Raw genomic sequence first — 16,612 nt, 5'->3', positions numbered from 1 at the left:
TTTTGGATCGTCAAATGTTTTGTAGTGCTTTTTTTGAAGCACTACATCTTTAGTCTAATACGACTCATCAGTCAGTTTTTGGTGCTTCAGTTCAGGGTGTCGACCTTGACCCGTAAAGTCAGGTCGTCGCGCCCCTGGGTAGCGTAGCTGCGGGTTGTGGAGGATTTATCGGCCTGGGTTTCACGATTGACGCCTGCCAGGGATATCCATTCGCCCAAGCGCCCGCTGACGGTTGTGTCGGTACTTTGCACGTTCACTACATCGGGACGTTCCTGGCTCATGCGGTCACGGTTGGTACTGATCGCCAGGTGTACGGTCTCGCCAGTGACGCTGGCGGTCACATAAAAGCCCTGGGTGACATTGCGATATTGGGTCTGGTTTTGCGGGCGCCCGTACGCGTCGGGTTGGGTGGTGGTCAGCGGGACGCTCTGGCCTACCTGGATCAGGGCCGGCACGCCTTCACTGGCCTGGATCTGCTGGATGCCGCCGTCGCGACTGGCGGTGCCATAGCTGATGATGCGGGTCTGGCTGTCGCCGCTGTTTTGCTGGTTGGTTTCGTTGGTGTCGACGGTGATCAGCAGGCGCTTGGCCGGCGTGTCGAGTTGGGCGAGCAGGGCGCGCAGCTCTTCGATCTTGCCGGGCTCGGCTTTGACAATAAGCTGGTTGCCGTAAGCGCTGACGGTGCCGTCCTTGCCGATGAAGTTCTGTGCTACAGGCAGCAGGTCGGCGCTGGTGCGGTTGCTCAGGTTGACGACTTGGGTGTCGGCCATGGCCGAGACGCTGGCGGTCAGCAGGAGTGCGGTGAGCAGGGTGCGTAGGGACATGTCCGTTATCTCTGCGAGTCATTTGGGCTTGATAGTGCCAGTTTGTCGGCCTGGCGGGTCGCATATTGAATCGTAGACGGCAAAATGCCCTGGCTGGCAGGGCATTTTGGGGTGTTGCTGAGATAGCTATCGGGAGCAAGCCCCCTCCCACACTTGACCGAGTACATCCTTTGGAATGCGGCCAATGTGGGAGGGGGCTTGCCCCCGATGGCGGCGACTCGGTCTTGAGTCAGCCCCCGCGCACCATATCGACGTGCGGAATCCCGACTTCAAGAAACTCGTCACTGACGATCTCGAAGCCCAGCCGCTCATAAAACGGTGCGGCATACACCTGAGCGCTGAGAAACTGCTTGGTCTGGCCGCGTTTTTCAGCTGCTTCGATCACGGCCTCCATCAGCTTGTCGCCCACCTTCAGCCCGCGCCAGTCCTTGAGCACCGACACGCGGCCGATCTCGCCGCTGGGCAGCAGGCGCGCGGTGCCAATCGCAAAGTCGCCTTCGAATGCGAGGAAATGCATGGCGTCCGCGTCGTCCGCGTCCCATTCCAGCTCCGGTGGAACCGATTGCTCAGCGATAAATACCGCTTCACGAATGCGCCGAATCTCGTCGATATCCTTTCGCCAGTCCGCGACACTTACGTGAATCTTATTCATCGGCAAACCCCAAGCTCCCTTGCTTGACCAATTCGCACAGCAGGTCGCGACCGTCTTCGTCGGCGAGCCACTCGCCGAGGTTTTCGCTGTGCAGCGCATCGGCCGAGCACACCAGTTTCAACAGCTCGCGCAGTTTGCCTGGCAGGTAACGGCTCTGGCCGCTGGCGAACAGCAGTACATCATCATCCACTTCGGACCAGGCCATGCGCGCGCTAGGGTTGCGCACCAGGATCGCGCCGTCCTGCAGGCTGCCGAGGAAGTCTTCTTCGCCCACGTCTTCGCCCGCTACCAGTTCCGGGTAGCGTGGCTCGGTCATGAACTGGCCGAACCAGGTCAGCAACATGCGCTCGTCGCTCATGTGCTCGGCCAGCAGGCTCTTGAGGCGATCAAGGGCGTCGCTCTGGATCTGATGCGGGTCGCTGACGGGCTGGGCGTCGGCGTCGGTGTAGCGCTCTTCGTCCGTCAGGTACTGGGCGAGGAAGTCGGTGAAGTGGGTCAGTACTTCGGCGGCGCTCGGGGCGCGGAAGCCGACCGAGTAGGTCATGCAGTCATCTTCAGCGATGCCGTAGTGTGCCAGGCGCGGCGGCAGGTAGAGCATGTCGCCCGGTTCCAGCACCCATTCGGCACTTTCTTCGAATTCGGCGAGGATGCGCAGGTCAGCGTGTTGCAGCAGTGGGCTTTCGGAGCTGCACATCTGGCCGATCTTCCAGTTGCGCTTGCCTTGGGCTTGCAGCAGGAACACGTCGTAGTTGTCGAAGTGCGGGCCTACGCTGCCGCCTGGCGCGGCGAAGCTGATCATCACGTCATCGATGCGCCAGCTAGGCAGGAAGCGGAACTGCTCCAGCAACTCGGCCACTTCCGGTACGAACTGGTCGACCGCTTGTACCAGCAGGGTCCACTCGCGTTCCGGCAGGGTGCTGAAGGCGTCTTCGGCGAACGGGCCGCGGCGCAGTTCCCATGGGCGCTCGCCGTGTTCGATCACCAGGCGCGATTCGACTTCTTCTTCCAGGGCCAGGCCGGCCAGTTCGTCGGCGTCTATCGGGCTTTCGAAGTCAGGGATGGCCTGACGGATCAGCAGCGGTTTTTTCTGCCAGTAATCGCGCAGGAATTCCCGTGCCGTGATGCCGCCCAAAAGTTGAAGAGGGATATCAGGATTCATGTGTAACCTATTGAAAAAAAGCACTTTTCAGACTGAAATAAAAACGCCCGGCGCGGCCGGGCGTCTCAAGGGTCTTGCGATGATCAGATGCGCTTGGCTTGGGCCACGGCGTTGCCGATGTAGTTGGCCGGGGTGAGCAATTTCAGCTCGGCCTTGGCAGCGTCCGGCATGTCCAGGCCGTCGATGAAAGTTTGCAGCGCTTGCGGGCTGATGCCCTTGCCACGGGTCAACTCTTTGAGCTTCTCGTAGGGGTTTTCGATGTTGTAGCGACGCATCACGGTCTGGATCGGCTCGGCCAGTACTTCCCAGCACGCGTCCAGGTCGGCGGCGATTTTCTGCTCGTTGAGCTCCAGCTTGCTGATGCCTTTGAGGCTGGCTTCGTACGCGATCACGCTGTGGGCAAAACCCACGCCGAGGTTACGCAGTACAGTGGAGTCGGTCAGGTCGCGCTGCCAGCGGGAGATCGGCAACTTGCTGGCCAGGTGCTGGAACAACGCGTTGGCGATGCCGAGGTTGCCTTCGGAGTTTTCGAAGTCGATCGGGTTGACCTTGTGCGGCATGGTCGACGAACCGATTTCACCGGCAATGGTGCGCTGCTTGAAGTAGCCCAGGGAGATGTAGCCCCAGATATCGCGATCGAAGTCGATCAGGATGGTGTTGAAACGCGCAATCGCGTCGAACAGCTCGGCAATATAGTCGTGCGGTTCGATCTGCGTGGTGTACGGGTTGAAGCCCAGGCCCAGTTCGTCTTCGATGAAGGCGCGGGCGTTGGCTTCCCAGTCGATCTCAGGGTAAGCCGACAGGTGGGCATTGTAGTTGCCGACAGCGCCGTTGATCTTGCCCAGCAGCGGAACGGCAGCGACTTGAGCGATTTGACGCTCCAGGCGGTACACCACGTTGGCCAGTTCTTTGCCCAGGGTGGTCGGGGAGGCGGGTTGACCGTGGGTGCGCGACAGCATCGGCACAGCAGCGAAGCGGATCGCCAGTTCGCGGATGGCTTCGGCGGTCTGGCGCATCAGCGGCAGCATCACGTCATCACGGCCTTCGCGCAGCATCAGGGCGTGGGACAGGTTGTTGATGTCCTCGCTGGTGCAGGCAAAGTGGATGAATTCACTGACCTGGGCCAGTTCCGGCAGCTTGGCCGCTTGCTCCTTGAGTAGGTACTCAATGGCTTTGACGTCGTGGTTGGTGGTGCGCTCGATCTCTTTGACACGCTCGGCGTGCTCCAGAGAGAAGTTTTCCGCCAGGGTGTTCAATACAGCGTTGGCCTCGGCGGAAAACGCCGGCACTTCGCTGATGGCGCGGTGACTGGCCAGGCGCTGGAGCCAGCGCACTTCAACCAGTACACGAGCACGGATCAAGCCGTATTCGCTGAAAATAGGGCGCAGGGCCTGGGTTTTGCCGGCGTAGCGGCCGTCAACAGGGGAAACCGCAGTGAGCGAAGAGAGCTGCATGGGGTGTTCTCGGACAGTCGGGCAACGAAATGGGGCGCGTATCATACATGAAAAAATCCGCCAGTCCGTTGCCAACTGACCGGCGTATTACGCGTAACGGCTTGAAAATAGCGTGCTGGTGCGACTTATTCGTTGCGCATCAACGGGTAAAGCTCTTTGAGCAATTTGCGCCGGCTGATCACTAGTTGCCAACGATGACCGCCCAACTGGCGCCACAACCGCGCCGAACGAATACCGGCCAGCAGCAGCGCACGGATTTTCGAGGCGTTGTTCGGTTGTTGCAGGTTGCGCATGTCGCCGTGCACCTGGATCCGTTGGCGCAAGGTACTCAAAGTATCCTGGTACAGCGCGCCGCAGGCGGCGATCACGTTTTCGTGAGCCGTGCCGAAGTGCTCGACCTGGGATTGGATCTGCGGCAGGCGTTTGCCGATGGTTTCCAGCATGTCGTCGCGCTTGGCCAGTTGCCGCTCGAGGCCGAGCATCGACAGGGCATAGCGCAGCGGCTCGCGCTGCAAGGTGCTCGGGTCGCGCTCCAAGGCGCCGATCAGCGCGCGGTAGCCTTCACGCAGCGCGAGGTCGTCGCCGCCGTAGACTTCGAGGGTGTCCTTGGGGTCGCGGATCAGCAGGCTGCCGAGCATGCAGGTCAGGCCCGCTTCGGTGACCTGGCCGGTCTTGGCGATCTTGTCCACCAGCACGGCAGACAGAAATACGCCGCCCAGTGCGGTCAATTGCTCCTGGGTCGGGCTCATGCCGGGTTGCTCCAGGCCTGCGCGACTTCAATCACGCCGCCGCCCAGGCAGATTTCACCGTCATAGAACACCACGGATTGGCCAGGCGTGACCGCGCGCTGCGGGTCATCGAAGGTGGCGCGGTAGCCCGAAGCGGTTTTTTCCAGGGTGCAGGGTTGGTCGCTCTGGCGATAACGCACTTTGGCGGTCAGGCGGCGCGGCGTGCTCAGGTCGATCGGGTTGACCCAATAGATTTCCGAAGCGAGCAGGGCGCCGGAGAACAGCAAAGGGTGTTCGTTGCCCTGGCCGACGATCAGTACGTTGTTTTCCAGGTCCTTGACCAGCACGTACCACGGCTCTTCACCGGCGTCTTTGAGGCCGCCTATGCCCAGACCCTGGCGTTGGCCGATGGTGTGGTACATAAGGCCGTGGTGGCGACCGATCACTTCACCATCGGTGGTTTTGATGTCGCCCGGTTGTGCCGGCAGGTATTGCTTGAGGAAGTCGCTGAAGCGGCGCTCACCGATAAAGCAGATCCCGGTGGAATCTTTCTTCTTGGCGGTGGCCAGGCCATGTTGCTCGGCGATCTTGCGGACCTCGGGCTTTTCCAGTTCGCCGACCGGGAACAGGGTCTTGGCGATCTGTTCGCCGCCGACGGCATGCAGGAAGTAGCTCTGGTCCTTGTTCGGGTCCAGGCCCTTGAGCAGTTCGGTGCGGCCGTCGATATCGCGGCGACGCACGTAGTGGCCGGTGGCGATCAGGTCGGCGCCGAGCATCATGGCGTAGTCGAGGAACGCCTTGAACTTGATCTCGCGGTTACACAGGATGTCCGGGTTCGGCGTGCGACCGGCCTTGTATTCGGCCAGGAAGTGCTCGAACACGTTGTCCCAGTACTCGGCGGCGAAATTGGCGGTGTGCAGCTTGATACCGATCTTGTCGCACACGGCCTGCGCATCCGCCAGGTCGTCCATGGCGGTGCAATATTCCGTTCCATCGTCTTCTTCCCAGTTCTTCATGAACAGGCCTTCCACCTCATAACCCTGCTCCATGAGCAGAACGGCGGAAACGGAAGAGTCCACGCCGCCGGACATGCCGACGATGACGCGCTTCTTTTGTGTGGCAGAAGGGGCTGGATCACGCATAGGGTTTCAACGGGTGTCTTGAAAAAGGACGCGATTCTAACAGGCCTGGGCCCGCAAGGCTAAAGAGAAGGGCGGATCAATTCCAGGCTGTGGCGCTGGCCGGCCAGATAATCATCGATACAGCGGATGATCAGCTCGCTGCGCCAGTCGTCGCGCAGGGCCATCAGTTCGTCACGGGTGAGCCAGCGGGCGCGGACGATGCCTTCGTCGAGTTGATAGCCCGGGTGGTGTTGCAGGGCCTTGGCGATAAAGCACACGCGCTGATAGGTCACGCCGTTGCTCGGTGCGGTGTACAGGTAGATGCCGACGATGCCGGTGGCTTCGACGTCCCAGCCGGTTTCTTCGAGGGTTTCACGCACGGCGGCTTCCGTCAGGGTTTCGTGCGGGTCGAGGTGGCCGGCGGGCTGGTTGAGCACGGCGCGGCCGCCCTTGAGTTCTTCGACCATCAGGAACTTGCCGTTGTCTTCGACGATGGTGGCGACGGTGATGTGGGGTTGCCAGGTCATGAATGGCTCTCGAATGCAGGTGGGGGCTAAATCATCCTGCATGATACGCCGGACATGGCTGGGCTGCTCAAAACGTAGCGGTGGCCTGGGCTTGCGGGGAGAACGTCAATATCACTTCGTTATTCGGCCCAGCCTGCCATTTCTGTACATCCTGCGGGTTCTTTTCGTTGCGAATAATGCACTTCCATTCCACCTTTTCATCGAGCTGGACGCCCGAAAAACGCACCTGGCCGGTCCATGTCGGGTAGTTGGATGGGCTGAGTAAAACGGCGTTGGCGGGGTCCCATTTTCCGACTTCTGGGTGCGAGCCAACCACATAAACGCTATATCCTTGCGTTGTGACGCCGTTCTGGCAGGTAAAGCTCGCGTTGAGGAAGTATGTCATCTGGACGTTTTGGCCAGCGTTTGCCAGGGGCAGCAGCGCAAGTAAGAAAGCGCCCAGTGGCAATAAATAGTAGGTGCGCAACATTTGATGGTCTCCCGGTCTCGGCTCAGTCGTCACGGGATAAGGATGGCCCTCAGGGGGCTGGGGGGCACCTGTTAGAACTTACAGTTCATTAGAGTTTTTCGCGATTGTTCTGCCATCGGGAGCAAGCTCCCTCCCACATTTGAATCCGGTTTATTTGCTGGAAACAGAAACCCCGGCACAAGGCCGGGGCTTCTTTTGCATCGTTACAACCTTACTTCAACTTGGCAATCGCCGCGTTGAGGGTGTTGCTTGGGCGCATGGCCTTGCTGGTCAGCTCTGGGTTCGGCGCGTAGTAGCCGCCGATGTCCACTGGCTTGCCCTGTACGGCGTTGAGTTCGGCAACGATGGTTGCTTCGTTCTCCGCCAGGGTCTTGGCCAGTTCGCCGAACTGCGCTTGCAGTGCAGTGTCTTCGGTCTGGGCGGCCAGGGCTTGGGCCCAGTACAGCGCCAGGTAGAAGTGGCTGCCGCGGTTGTCGATGTTGCCGACTTTGCGCGATGGCGACTTGTTGTTGTCCAGGAACTGGCCGGTGGCCTGGTCCAGGGTCTTGGACAGTACCAAGGCTTTCGGGTTGTTGTAGGTCACACCCAAATGCTCAAGGGAGGCGGCCAGGGCCAGGAACTCGCCCAGGGAGTCCCAACGCAGGAAGTTTTCTTCCAGCAATTGCTGCACGTGCTTGGGTGCCGAACCGCCGGCGCCGGTTTCGAACAGGCCACCGCCATTCATCAGTGGCACGATCGACAGCATCTTGGCGCTGGTGCCCAGTTCCATGATCGGGAACAGGTCGGTCAGGTAGTCGCGCAGTACGTTGCCGGTTACCGAGATGGTGTCCAGGCCCTTGCGGGTGCGTTCCAAGGTGAACTTCATGGCGTCGACCGGCGACATGATGCGGATGTCCAGGCCTTCGGTGTTGTGGTCTTTCAGGTAAGCCTGAACTTTCTCGACCACGACGCCGTCGTGCGCACGCTTGGGGTCCAGCCAGAAGATGGCCGGGGTGTTGCTGGCGCGGGCACGGTTGACGGCCAGCTTGACCCAGTCCTGGATCGGCGCGTCCTTGGTCTGGCACATGCGGAAGATGTCGCCGGCTTCGACGTTCTGTTCCATCAGCAGGTTGCCCTTGCTGTCGGTGACGCGGACTACGCCGTCGGCCTTGATCTGGAAGGTCTTGTCGTGGGAGCCGTACTCTTCGGCTTTTTTAGCCATCAGGCCAACGTTCGGCACGCTGCCCATGGTGGTTGGGTCGAAGGCGCCATTGGCCTTGCAGTCTTCGATGACGGCTTGGTAGATGGTGGCGTAGCAGCGGTCTGGAATCACGGCCTTGGTGTCGTGCAGTTGGCCGTCGGTGCCCCACATTTTGCCGGAGTCACGGATCATGGCCGGCATCGAGGCGTCGACGATCACGTCGCTCGGCACGTGCAGGTTGGTGATGCCTTTGTCGGAGTTGACCATCGCCAGGGAAGGGCGAGCGGCGTAGACCGCCTGGATGTCCGCTTCGATCTGCGCTTGCTGGTCGGCCGGCAGCGCCTTGATGCGTGCGTACAGGTCGCCGATGCCGTTGTTCAGGTTGAAGCCGATCTGTTCCAGCACGGTGGCGTGCTTGGTCAGGGCATCTTTATAGAACTCGGCAACGATCTGGCCGAACATGATTGGGTCGGAGACCTTCATCATGGTGGCTTTGAGGTGCACCGACAGCAATACGCCTTGTTTCTTGGCGTCTTCGATTTCAGCGGCGATGAACGAACGCAGGGCGTTTTTGCTCAGCACGGCGCTGTCGAGGATTTCGCCGGCCTGGGCGGTGGTCTTTTCTTTCAGGACGGTGGTGGTGCCATCCTTGCCGACCAGCTCGATTTTGACAGCATCGGCCGCTTCGATCTGTACGGCTTTTTCGCTGCCGTAGAAGTCGCCGCTGCTCATGTGGGCAACGTGGGATTTGGAGTCGGCAGCCCAGGCACCCATTTTGTGCGGGTGCTTGCGCGCATAGTTCTTGACCGACAGCGGTGCGCGGCGGTCGGAGTTGCCTTCGCGCAGTACCGGGTTCACGGCGCTACCCTTGACCTTGTCGTAACGTGCGCGGGTTTCTTTTTCCGCGTCGGTGGTTACGGTTTCCGGGTAGTCCGGCAGGGCGTAGCCCTGGGCCTGCAGTTCTTTGATCGCGGCTTGCAGCTGCGGGGTCGAAGCACTGATGTTAGGCAGCTTGATGATGTTGGCTTCGGGGGTAACGGCCAGGGCGCCCAGTTCGGCGAGGTGGTCCGGTACAGCCTTGGTGCCCAGTTGCTCGGGGAAGCTTGCGAGGATGCGCCCGGCGAGGGAAATATCGCGGGTTTCCACGGCAATATCAGCGGAAGCGGTGAAGGCCTCTACGATAGGCAGCAGTGAATAGGTGGCGAGGGCTGGGGCTTCGTCGGTGAAGGTGTAGATGATCTTCGAGCGGGTGGGCATATTCGGATTAACTCTCTTCTTTGCTGAAAGCGTGCGCAGAAACTCGAGATGCGCCGAGTGGAGCGCGTTCGTTCAAAGTCATCCATGAGCGAAAGGTCGAGGTTTCTTCGCGGTGATGTTGGGTTGCATCAGTCGAGCGTCAAGCGGGTGGACTATTGTATTAGTCCTGCTTTTGGCGGAAGGCGCCGCTCTTTATTTGCAGAAACTGGAGCGGTCCGCCGTCGTGACTCTTTGGTCAGCGGCGGCATTATACATAGGTCGCTATGCTTACGCCGAGCCTTCATACAAAAGGTGTGTCGTCCATTGGTCTAAAGGTCGCAGGTACCGGGTTGCGCCTAAAGTCGCACGATGTGCTCAAGATTGGCGTTTTTCCCTTTGCTTTCAGGCTTGTAGGCGGCAATTTATGCTGTTTTCGATGCAAATGAGCATGGCGCGAGGTTTCAGTCGCCATTTATCTGGAGTAGGCTCGAACGCAGCCAGATGTTCAATCCATAGATGGAGTTCAGCATGGGATACAAGAAGATTCAGGTTCCGGCAGTCGGCGACAAAATCACCGTCAACGCAGACCATTCTCTCAATGTTCCTGACCAACCGATCATCCCTTATATCGAAGGTGACGGTATTGGCGTCGACATCAGCCCGGTGATGATCAAGGTGGTCGACGCAGCTGTTGAAAAGGCCTACGGCGGCAAGCGCAAGATTTCGTGGATGGAGGTGTACGCCGGCGAGAAGGCGACCCAGGTCTACGATCAGGACACCTGGCTGCCCCAGGAAACCCTCGATGCGGTCAAGGATTATGTGGTGTCCATCAAGGGCCCGCTGACCACACCGGTCGGTGGCGGGATCCGGTCGTTGAACGTGGCGCTGCGCCAGCAACTTGACCTCTATGTGTGCCTGCGCCCGGTGCGCTGGTTTGAAGGCGTGCCCAGCCCGGTCAAGAAGCCTGGCGACGTGGACATGACCATCTTCCGCGAAAACTCCGAAGATATTTACGCCGGGATCGAGTGGAAGGCCGGCTCGCCGGAAGCGATCAAGGTGATCAAGTTCCTCAAGGAGGAAATGGGCGTCACCAAGATCCGTTTTGACCAGGATTGCGGGATTGGCGTCAAGCCGGTTTCCAAGGAAGGTACCAAGCGCCTGGCGCGTAAGGCCCTTCAATACGTAGTGGATAATGATCGCGATTCGCTGACCATCGTGCACAAAGGCAACATCATGAAGTTCACCGAAGGGGCCTTCAAGGAATGGGCCTACGAGGTGGCCGCTGAGGAATTTGGCGCGACCCTGCTTGATGGCGGGCCGTGGATGCAGTTCAAGAACCCGAAGACCGGCAAGAATGTGGTGGTCAAGGATGCGATTGCCGACGCCATGCTCCAGCAGATCCTGTTGCGTCCGGCCGAATATGACGTGATTGCTACCCTCAACCTCAATGGTGACTACCTGTCCGACGCCCTGGCGGCGGAGGTGGGCGGTATCGGTATTGCGCCGGGGGCGAACCTGTCCGATACCGTGGCAATGTTCGAAGCCACCCACGGCACTGCGCCAAAATACGCGGGCAAGGACCAGGTCAACCCGGGGTCGTTGATTTTGTCGGCGGAAATGATGTTGCGCCACATGGGGTGGGTCGAGGCGGCCGACCTGATCATCAAGGGTACCAATGGTGCGATTTCGGCCAAGACCGTGACCTATGACTTCGAGCGGTTGATGGAGGGCGCCAAGTTGGTGTCGTCGTCGGGCTTTGGTGATGCGCTGATTTCGCATATGTAAGGCTCAAGCCATAAAAAACGGCGGCCCCACATTGATTGGGGGCGGCCGTTTTTTTTCGCGAGCTACGCGCTCGACGGTGGATCAGGCCGTTTGCTTCTTTTCTTTATGAGCGTGGGAGGGTACGGTTTTTTCCGTTGATTCGACTTTCACTGCATCGATGTTCACTGCGTGCAGCCCTTTCGGTCCTTGAATGATTTCAAAGCTCACCACCTGGCCAGCTTTCAGCGTTTTGTAACCATCCATAATGATCGCTGAGTAATGCGCAAAAAGATCCTCAGTTTTTCCTTCTTCATTCACAAAGCCATATCCTTTGGCGTTGTTGAACCACTTGACCTTGCCATTGATCTTGACGCCAGACATACCCATTTCCTTCTGCACCAGACTCCATCACTGGAGTATCATCCAGTTTATCCGTCCTAACCCGAATAAATAAGGTTGACTGCGCGGACCTTTTTTACCCACTGTGGGTTCTATTGGTTGTAACACCGATTTGCCGATAGTCAAGGCGACCAGTCGGTCAGAGTTGAATTTCTGACAGCTCGCCCCCACCACTGTATTTGAACCACTGACGAACCTTTCTTTCCATGCATGCAATCAGCCAGATTCGACTAACATTCAATCAGGATCGACCGGATCACGAACACGATGACGACGGTTCTGCGGGCATTGCTGTCAAAGAGGCCAAGCCTGCTTTACAGGCGCCGCCGATGTACAAGGTGGTTTTGTTCAATGATGACTACACACCGATGGATTTCGTCGTCGAAGTGCTCGAGGTGTTTTTTAACCTGAACCGCGAGTTGGCGACCAAGGTAATGCTGGCCGTTCACACAGAAGGACGGGCAGTATGTGGAGTGTTTACCCGTGACATCGCCGAGACAAAGGCCATGCAGGTCAACCAGTACGCCAGGGAAAGCCAGCATCCGCTACTCTGTGAAATCGAGAAGGACGGTTAACGCCGACCACTTGGGTATGAGGTGAAGCTATGTTAAACCGCGAGCTCGAAGTCACCCTCAATCTTGCCTTCAAGGAGGCTCGTTCGAAGCGTCATGAATTCATGACCGTCGAACACCTTTTGCTGGCACTTTTGGACAATGAAGCTGCCGCCACCGTGTTGCGTGCGTGCGGCGCCAACCTCGACAAACTCAAGCATGACCTGCAGGAGTTTATCGACTCCACCACGCCACTGATCCCCGTGCATGACGAGGACCGCGAAACCCAGCCGACCCTGGGCTTCCAGCGGGTATTGCAGCGCGCTGTGTTCCACGTACAGAGCTCCGGTAAGCGTGAAGTCACTGGCGCCAATGTGCTTGTGGCGATCTTCAGCGAACAGGAAAGCCAAGCAGTGTTCCTGCTCAAGCAGCAGAGCGTTGCCCGCATCGATGTCGTCAACTACATCGCTCACGGTATCTCCAAGGTGCCTGGGCACGGCGATCATTCCGAGGGTGAGCAGGATATGCAGGACGACGAGGGCGGTGAGTCTTCTTCTTCAAGCAACCCGCTGGATGCCTATGCCAGCAACCTCAACGAGCTGGCGCGTCAGGGGCGGATCGATCCGCTGGTGGGGCGTGAGCTTGAGGTTGAGCGTGTAGCGCAGATCCTGGCGCGTCGTCGCAAGAACAACCCATTGCTGGTGGGCGAGGCGGGTGTGGGTAAAACCGCGATTGCCGAAGGTCTCGCCAAGCGTATTGTCGACAACCAGGTCCCGGACCTGCTGGCCAACAGTGTCGTCTACTCCCTTGATCTGGGTGCGTTGCTCGCCGGGACCAAATATCGCGGCGATTTCGAGAAGCGCTTCAAGGCGCTGCTCGGTGAACTGAAAAAACGCCCACAGGCGATCCTGTTTATCGATGAGATCCATACGATCATTGGTGCCGGTGCGGCATCCGGTGGCGTGATGGACGCCTCCAACCTGCTCAAGCCATTGCTGTCGTCGGGTGATATCCGCTGCATCGGCTCGACCACGTTCCAGGAATTCCGTGGGATCTTCGAAAAAGACCGTGCCCTGGCGCGTCGCTTCCAGAAAGTCGACGTCTCCGAGCCTTCGGTCGAAGACACCATCGGCATCCTGCGCGGGCTCAAGGGGCGTTTTGAGGCGCACCATGGCATCGAGTACACCGATGAGGCGCTACGTGCCGCTGCGGAGCTTGCGTCGCGCTACATCAACGACCGTCACATGCCGGACAAGGCTATTGACGTGATCGATGAAGCGGGTGCCTATCAGCGCTTGCAGTCGGTCGAGAAGCGGGTGAAGCGCATCGATGTACCTCAGGTCGAGGATATCGTGGCGAAGATCGCGCGGATTCCGCCAAAACACGTCACCAGCTCCGACAAGGAGTTGCTGCGTAACCTGGAGCGCGACCTCAAGCTGACCGTGTTCGGCCAGGATGCGGCTATCGACTCGCTGTCTACCGCGATCAAGTTGTCGCGTGCGGGCCTCAAATCGCCGGACAAGCCTGTTGGTTCGTTCCTGTTCGCCGGTCCTACCGGTGTCGGCAAGACCGAGGCGGCGCGGCAGTTGGCCAAGGCCATGGGCATTGAGCTGGTGCGGTTCGACATGTCCGAGTACATGGAGCGCCACACTGTGTCGCGCCTGATCGGTGCGCCTCCGGGCTATGTCGGCTTCGACCAGGGCGGTCTGTTGACCGAGGCAATCACCAAGCAACCCCATTGCGTATTGTTGCTCGATGAAATCGAAAAGGCCCACCCGGAAGTCTTCAACCTGCTGTTGCAGGTCATGGATCACGGGACCCTGACCGACAATAACGGGCGCAAGGCGGACTTTCGCAACGTGATCGTGATCATGACCACTAACGCCGGTGCCGAAACGGCTGCGCGGGCTTCGATCGGCTTTACGCATCAGGATCACTCCTCCGATGCGATGGAAGTGATCAAGAAGAGCTTCACGCCGGAGTTCCGTAACCGTCTGGACACCATTATCCAGTTTGGTCGCCTCAGCCATGAGGTTATCAAGAGCGTGGTGGACAAGTTCCTTACCGAGCTTCAGGCGCAGTTGGAAGACAAGCGCGTGCAGTTGGATGTAACCGACGCGGCGCGCAACTGGCTGGCGGAGGGTGGTTACGACGCGGCAATGGGCGCGCGCCCAATGGCACGTCTGATCCAGGACAAGATCAAGCGGCCATTGGCCGAAGAGATCCTGTTTGGCGAACTGTCCGACCATGGTGGCGTGGTGCATATCGACCTGAAGGATGGCGAGCTGACCTTCGAGTTCGAAACCACGGCTGAAATGGCCTGATAGCGGGTTGCAACAAAGCAAAAGGCGCCGAAAGGCGCCTTTTTGCTGCCTTGGAATACGGTCATCAAAACAATTACAGATCAAATGTGGGAGGGGCTTGCCCCCTCCCACAGAATTGCTCAGTGCTTGAGAAATCCTATGCACACAAAAACGCCCGGCATAACCGGGCGTTTTGTATTGACTTGCTTAGCGAGCGCGGTAAGTGATGCGCCCTTTGCTCAAGTCATAGGGCGTCAGCTCGACGCGCACTTTGTCACCGGTAAGAATACGAATGTAGTTCTTGCGCATCTTGCCGGAGATATGCGCGGTTACGACGTGCCCATTTTCCAACTCCACACGAAACATGGTGTTGGGCAGGGTGTCGACGACAGTGCCTTCCATTTCGAAGCTGTCTTCTTTCGACATGCAGTAAAGCCCTCGGTATCCAGTGAATGGCCCGGTGCAACTGCGCCAGGCAAAAGCGGCGTGCATTGTGCCCGAAAAAGGGTGTTTAAGCCAAGGGGTTCTAGTTAAGCGTGACCCATCTTTGATTAATCAGTAGCTCAATGGGCCGATATTGGGTCTTGTAGTTCATCTTTTTGCAGTTTTTTATCCAATATCCGAGGTACACCGCCTCCAGTTCCAGGCGCAGCGCCTCGCCGATTTGCCACAGGATCGCAAAGCGCCCGAGGCTACGGCGCTCCTCGGCCGGCTCGTAGAAGGTATAGACCGCCGAAAGGCCGTTCGGCAGCAAATCGGTCACCGCCACGGCCACCAGGCGGCCGTCCGCACGAAACTCGTAGAACCGCGAAAAGGGCAGGTCGCGCACCAGAAACGTTGAAAACTGGTCGCGGCTGGGCGGGAACATATCGCCGTCGGCGTGCCGTTGCTCGATATAGCGTTGGTAAAGATCGAAATACTCTTCGGTAAAGCGTGGCTTGCTCGACGTCACTGTCAGGTCGGCGTTGCGCTTGAGAATGCGCTTCTGGTTGCGGTCCGGCAGAAACTGAGCCACGGGAATGCGAGCCGGCACGCAGGCATTGCAGTTCTGGCAATGGGGCCGGTACAGATGATCGCCACTGCGCCGAAACCCCATTTCCGAGAGATCGGCGTACACGTGCACGTCCATAGGCTGGCTGGGGTCGAGGAACAGCGTGGTGGCCTGCTCGTCGGGCAGATAGCTGCAAGAGTGGGGTTGAGTGGCATAGAACTTCAAACGCGCCAACTCGGTCATGATCAACCCTCGGGGTAAGCTTTGAAATAAGTGTAAGCCAGGTGGGCGAATGTCGCCTACGAAACCCACGGCCCAGAGCTGGGTTGGTCCAGATGGTTGCGCAGAAAGCCGGCGAAGTCGCTGCGCGATATGGCGCGAGCGCCCAGGCTGTGCAGGTGATCATTGGGCATCTGGCAGTCGATCAGCACAAAACCCCAGGCCTTCAGTTGCCCGACGAGCGTGGCAAAGCCGAATTTGGAGGCGTTGTCGGCGCGGCTGAACATCGACTCCCCGAAAAACAACTGGCCCATCGCCAAACCATACAGGCCGCCCACCAGCTTGCCGTCGTCCCACACCTCCACCGAATGCGCGTAGCCGCGTTGGTGCAGTTCCAGGTAGGCAGCTTGTATGCCTTCGGTGATCCAGGTGCCATCGGCATACGCGCGCGGCGCGGCGCAGGCCTGGATAACGGCGGCGAAGTCCTGGTCGAAGGTCACGCGGTAACGCTGCTGGCGCAACAGTTTACCCAGGCTGCGCGATACATGCAGTTCGTCCGGAAAGATCACCGTGCGTGGGTCCGGCGACCACCAGAGGATCGGCTGACCCTGTGAGAACCACGGAAAGCAGCCGTGGCGGTAGGCTTGCACCAGCCGCTCGGCCGACAGGTCGCCGCCCGCGGCCAGCAGGCCGTTGGGTTCGCGCATGGCTTTGGCCAGCGGTGGGAAGGTCAGGGAGTCGCGTTGTAACCAAGTCAGCATGGTATCCAGGCTTACGGAAGGGGAGGGGAGTGGCAGGGATGGCGCCTGCCCCAAACGTGTTGATTATTGTCGACGCAGCGCCATCGGGCCAGCCCGAATCAGCCATGAAGGTGGATTAGCGTGAGCGGGTGTTTCTGCAACTCTATGCCTGAGGCGTGGTCGTAATCGGGTCTGAGCCATGCAGGCCATTTGCCAAGCTGGCCTGGATTGGTAAAAACAGCTCATAAGCCTTTGTCAGCAAAGACAATGCATGCTCAAATTGAGCACCTTATGA

Annotated in this window: 16 protein-coding genes; 3 read left to right on the top strand and 13 right to left on the bottom strand. The window is 59.0% G+C overall.

All coding sequences use genetic code 11. The annotated features are described in order from the left end of the window. Positions 1-86: 86 nt before the first annotated feature. The 9 genes from KSS96_RS17795 to KSS96_RS17755 form a co-directional block, all read right to left on the bottom strand. Positions 87-824 carry a secretin N-terminal domain-containing protein gene (locus KSS96_RS17795; protein ID WP_017527181.1) on the bottom strand — a complete coding sequence of 246 codons (738 nt, stop codon included), beginning with the start codon at positions 822-824 and terminating at the stop codon, positions 87-89. A gap of 229 nt (positions 825-1,053) precedes the next feature. Next, the gene (locus KSS96_RS17790) at positions 1,054-1,476 is read right to left on the bottom strand and encodes a GNAT family N-acetyltransferase (protein ID WP_017527182.1); all 423 of its coding nucleotides are present in this window, start codon (positions 1,474-1,476) and stop codon (positions 1,054-1,056) included. Then, positions 1,469-2,635, bottom strand: coding sequence for a ribosomal protein uL16 3-hydroxylase (locus KSS96_RS17785; RefSeq protein ID WP_017527183.1), 1,167 nt, complete (start codon positions 2,633-2,635; stop codon positions 1,469-1,471). Before KSS96_RS17785 ends, KSS96_RS17790 begins: the two co-directional genes overlap by 8 nt. Positions 2,636-2,718: 83 nt before the next feature. Then, a complete protein-coding gene (gene purB / locus KSS96_RS17780; protein ID WP_065877430.1) occupies positions 2,719-4,089 on the bottom strand; it encodes an adenylosuccinate lyase in 1,371 nt (456 codons plus the stop codon). A gap of 125 nt (positions 4,090-4,214) precedes the next feature. Next, positions 4,215-4,838, bottom strand: a complete 624-nt coding sequence (gene hflD, locus KSS96_RS17775) for a high frequency lysogenization protein HflD (RefSeq protein ID WP_065877428.1) — start codon at positions 4,836-4,838, stop codon at positions 4,215-4,217. Then, positions 4,835-5,959, bottom strand: a complete 1,125-nt coding sequence (gene mnmA / locus KSS96_RS17770; RefSeq protein WP_017527186.1) for a tRNA 2-thiouridine(34) synthase MnmA — start codon at positions 5,957-5,959, stop codon at positions 4,835-4,837. Before mnmA ends, hflD begins: the two co-directional genes overlap by 4 nt. 59 nt (positions 5,960-6,018) lie before the next feature. Further along, positions 6,019-6,465, bottom strand: coding sequence for an NUDIX hydrolase (locus tag KSS96_RS17765; RefSeq protein WP_017527187.1), 447 nt, complete (start codon positions 6,463-6,465; stop codon positions 6,019-6,021). 67 nt (positions 6,466-6,532) lie between these two features. After that, a complete protein-coding gene (locus tag KSS96_RS17760; RefSeq protein ID WP_017527188.1) occupies positions 6,533-6,934 on the bottom strand; it encodes a carbohydrate-binding module family 20 domain-containing protein in 402 nt (133 codons plus the stop codon). Between the two features lie 211 nt (positions 6,935-7,145). Then, positions 7,146-9,371, bottom strand: a complete 2,226-nt coding sequence (locus KSS96_RS17755; RefSeq protein WP_116077862.1) for an NADP-dependent isocitrate dehydrogenase — start codon at positions 9,369-9,371, stop codon at positions 7,146-7,148. Positions 9,372-9,878: 507 nt separating this feature from the next. On the opposite strand from KSS96_RS17755, the gene icd reads away from it, so the two are divergent. Next, on the top strand, positions 9,879-11,135 hold the full coding sequence (gene icd / locus KSS96_RS17750; protein ID WP_065877767.1) for an NADP-dependent isocitrate dehydrogenase: 1,257 nt from the start codon (positions 9,879-9,881) through the stop codon (positions 11,133-11,135). 81 nt (positions 11,136-11,216) lie between these two features. Here icd and cspD read toward each other — a convergent pair whose 3' ends face one another. After that, positions 11,217-11,495, bottom strand: a complete 279-nt coding sequence (gene cspD, locus KSS96_RS17745) for a cold shock domain-containing protein CspD (protein ID WP_065877426.1) — start codon at positions 11,493-11,495, stop codon at positions 11,217-11,219. Between the two features lie 224 nt (positions 11,496-11,719). Between cspD and clpS the strand changes: the two genes are divergently transcribed. Both clpS and clpA read left to right on the top strand, forming a co-directional pair. Next, positions 11,720-12,088, top strand: a complete 369-nt coding sequence (gene clpS, locus KSS96_RS17740; protein ID WP_065877424.1) for an ATP-dependent Clp protease adapter ClpS — start codon at positions 11,720-11,722, stop codon at positions 12,086-12,088. Between the two features lie 29 nt (positions 12,089-12,117). Then, positions 12,118-14,388: an ATP-dependent Clp protease ATP-binding subunit ClpA gene (gene clpA / locus KSS96_RS17735; RefSeq protein ID WP_065877422.1), complete on the top strand. Its 2,271-nt coding sequence runs from the start codon at positions 12,118-12,120 to the stop codon at positions 14,386-14,388. A 186-nt stretch (positions 14,389-14,574) separates the two neighbouring features. Here the strand turns inward: clpA and infA are convergent, their stop codons facing one another. The 3 genes from infA to aat form a co-directional block, all read right to left on the bottom strand. Beyond that, positions 14,575-14,793, bottom strand: coding sequence for a translation initiation factor IF-1 (gene infA / locus KSS96_RS17730; protein WP_002553999.1), 219 nt, complete (start codon positions 14,791-14,793; stop codon positions 14,575-14,577). Positions 14,794-14,893: 100 nt separating this feature from the next. Next, positions 14,894-15,601 carry an arginyltransferase gene (locus tag KSS96_RS17725; protein ID WP_017527193.1) on the bottom strand — a complete coding sequence of 236 codons (708 nt, stop codon included), beginning with the start codon at positions 15,599-15,601 and terminating at the stop codon, positions 14,894-14,896. A 56-nt stretch (positions 15,602-15,657) separates the two neighbouring features. Further along, positions 15,658-16,338 (bottom strand): leucyl/phenylalanyl-tRNA--protein transferase, encoded by a 681-nt coding sequence (gene aat / locus KSS96_RS17720; RefSeq protein ID WP_017527194.1) that lies wholly within the window; start codon positions 16,336-16,338, stop codon positions 15,658-15,660. Positions 16,339-16,612 lie beyond the last annotated feature (274 nt).

The sequence above is a fragment of the Pseudomonas asgharzadehiana genome (assembly GCF_019139815.1).
GTDB lineage: Bacteria > Pseudomonadota > Gammaproteobacteria > Pseudomonadales > Pseudomonadaceae > Aquipseudomonas > Aquipseudomonas asgharzadehiana.
This window is presented reverse-complemented; position numbering and strand designations above follow the sequence as displayed.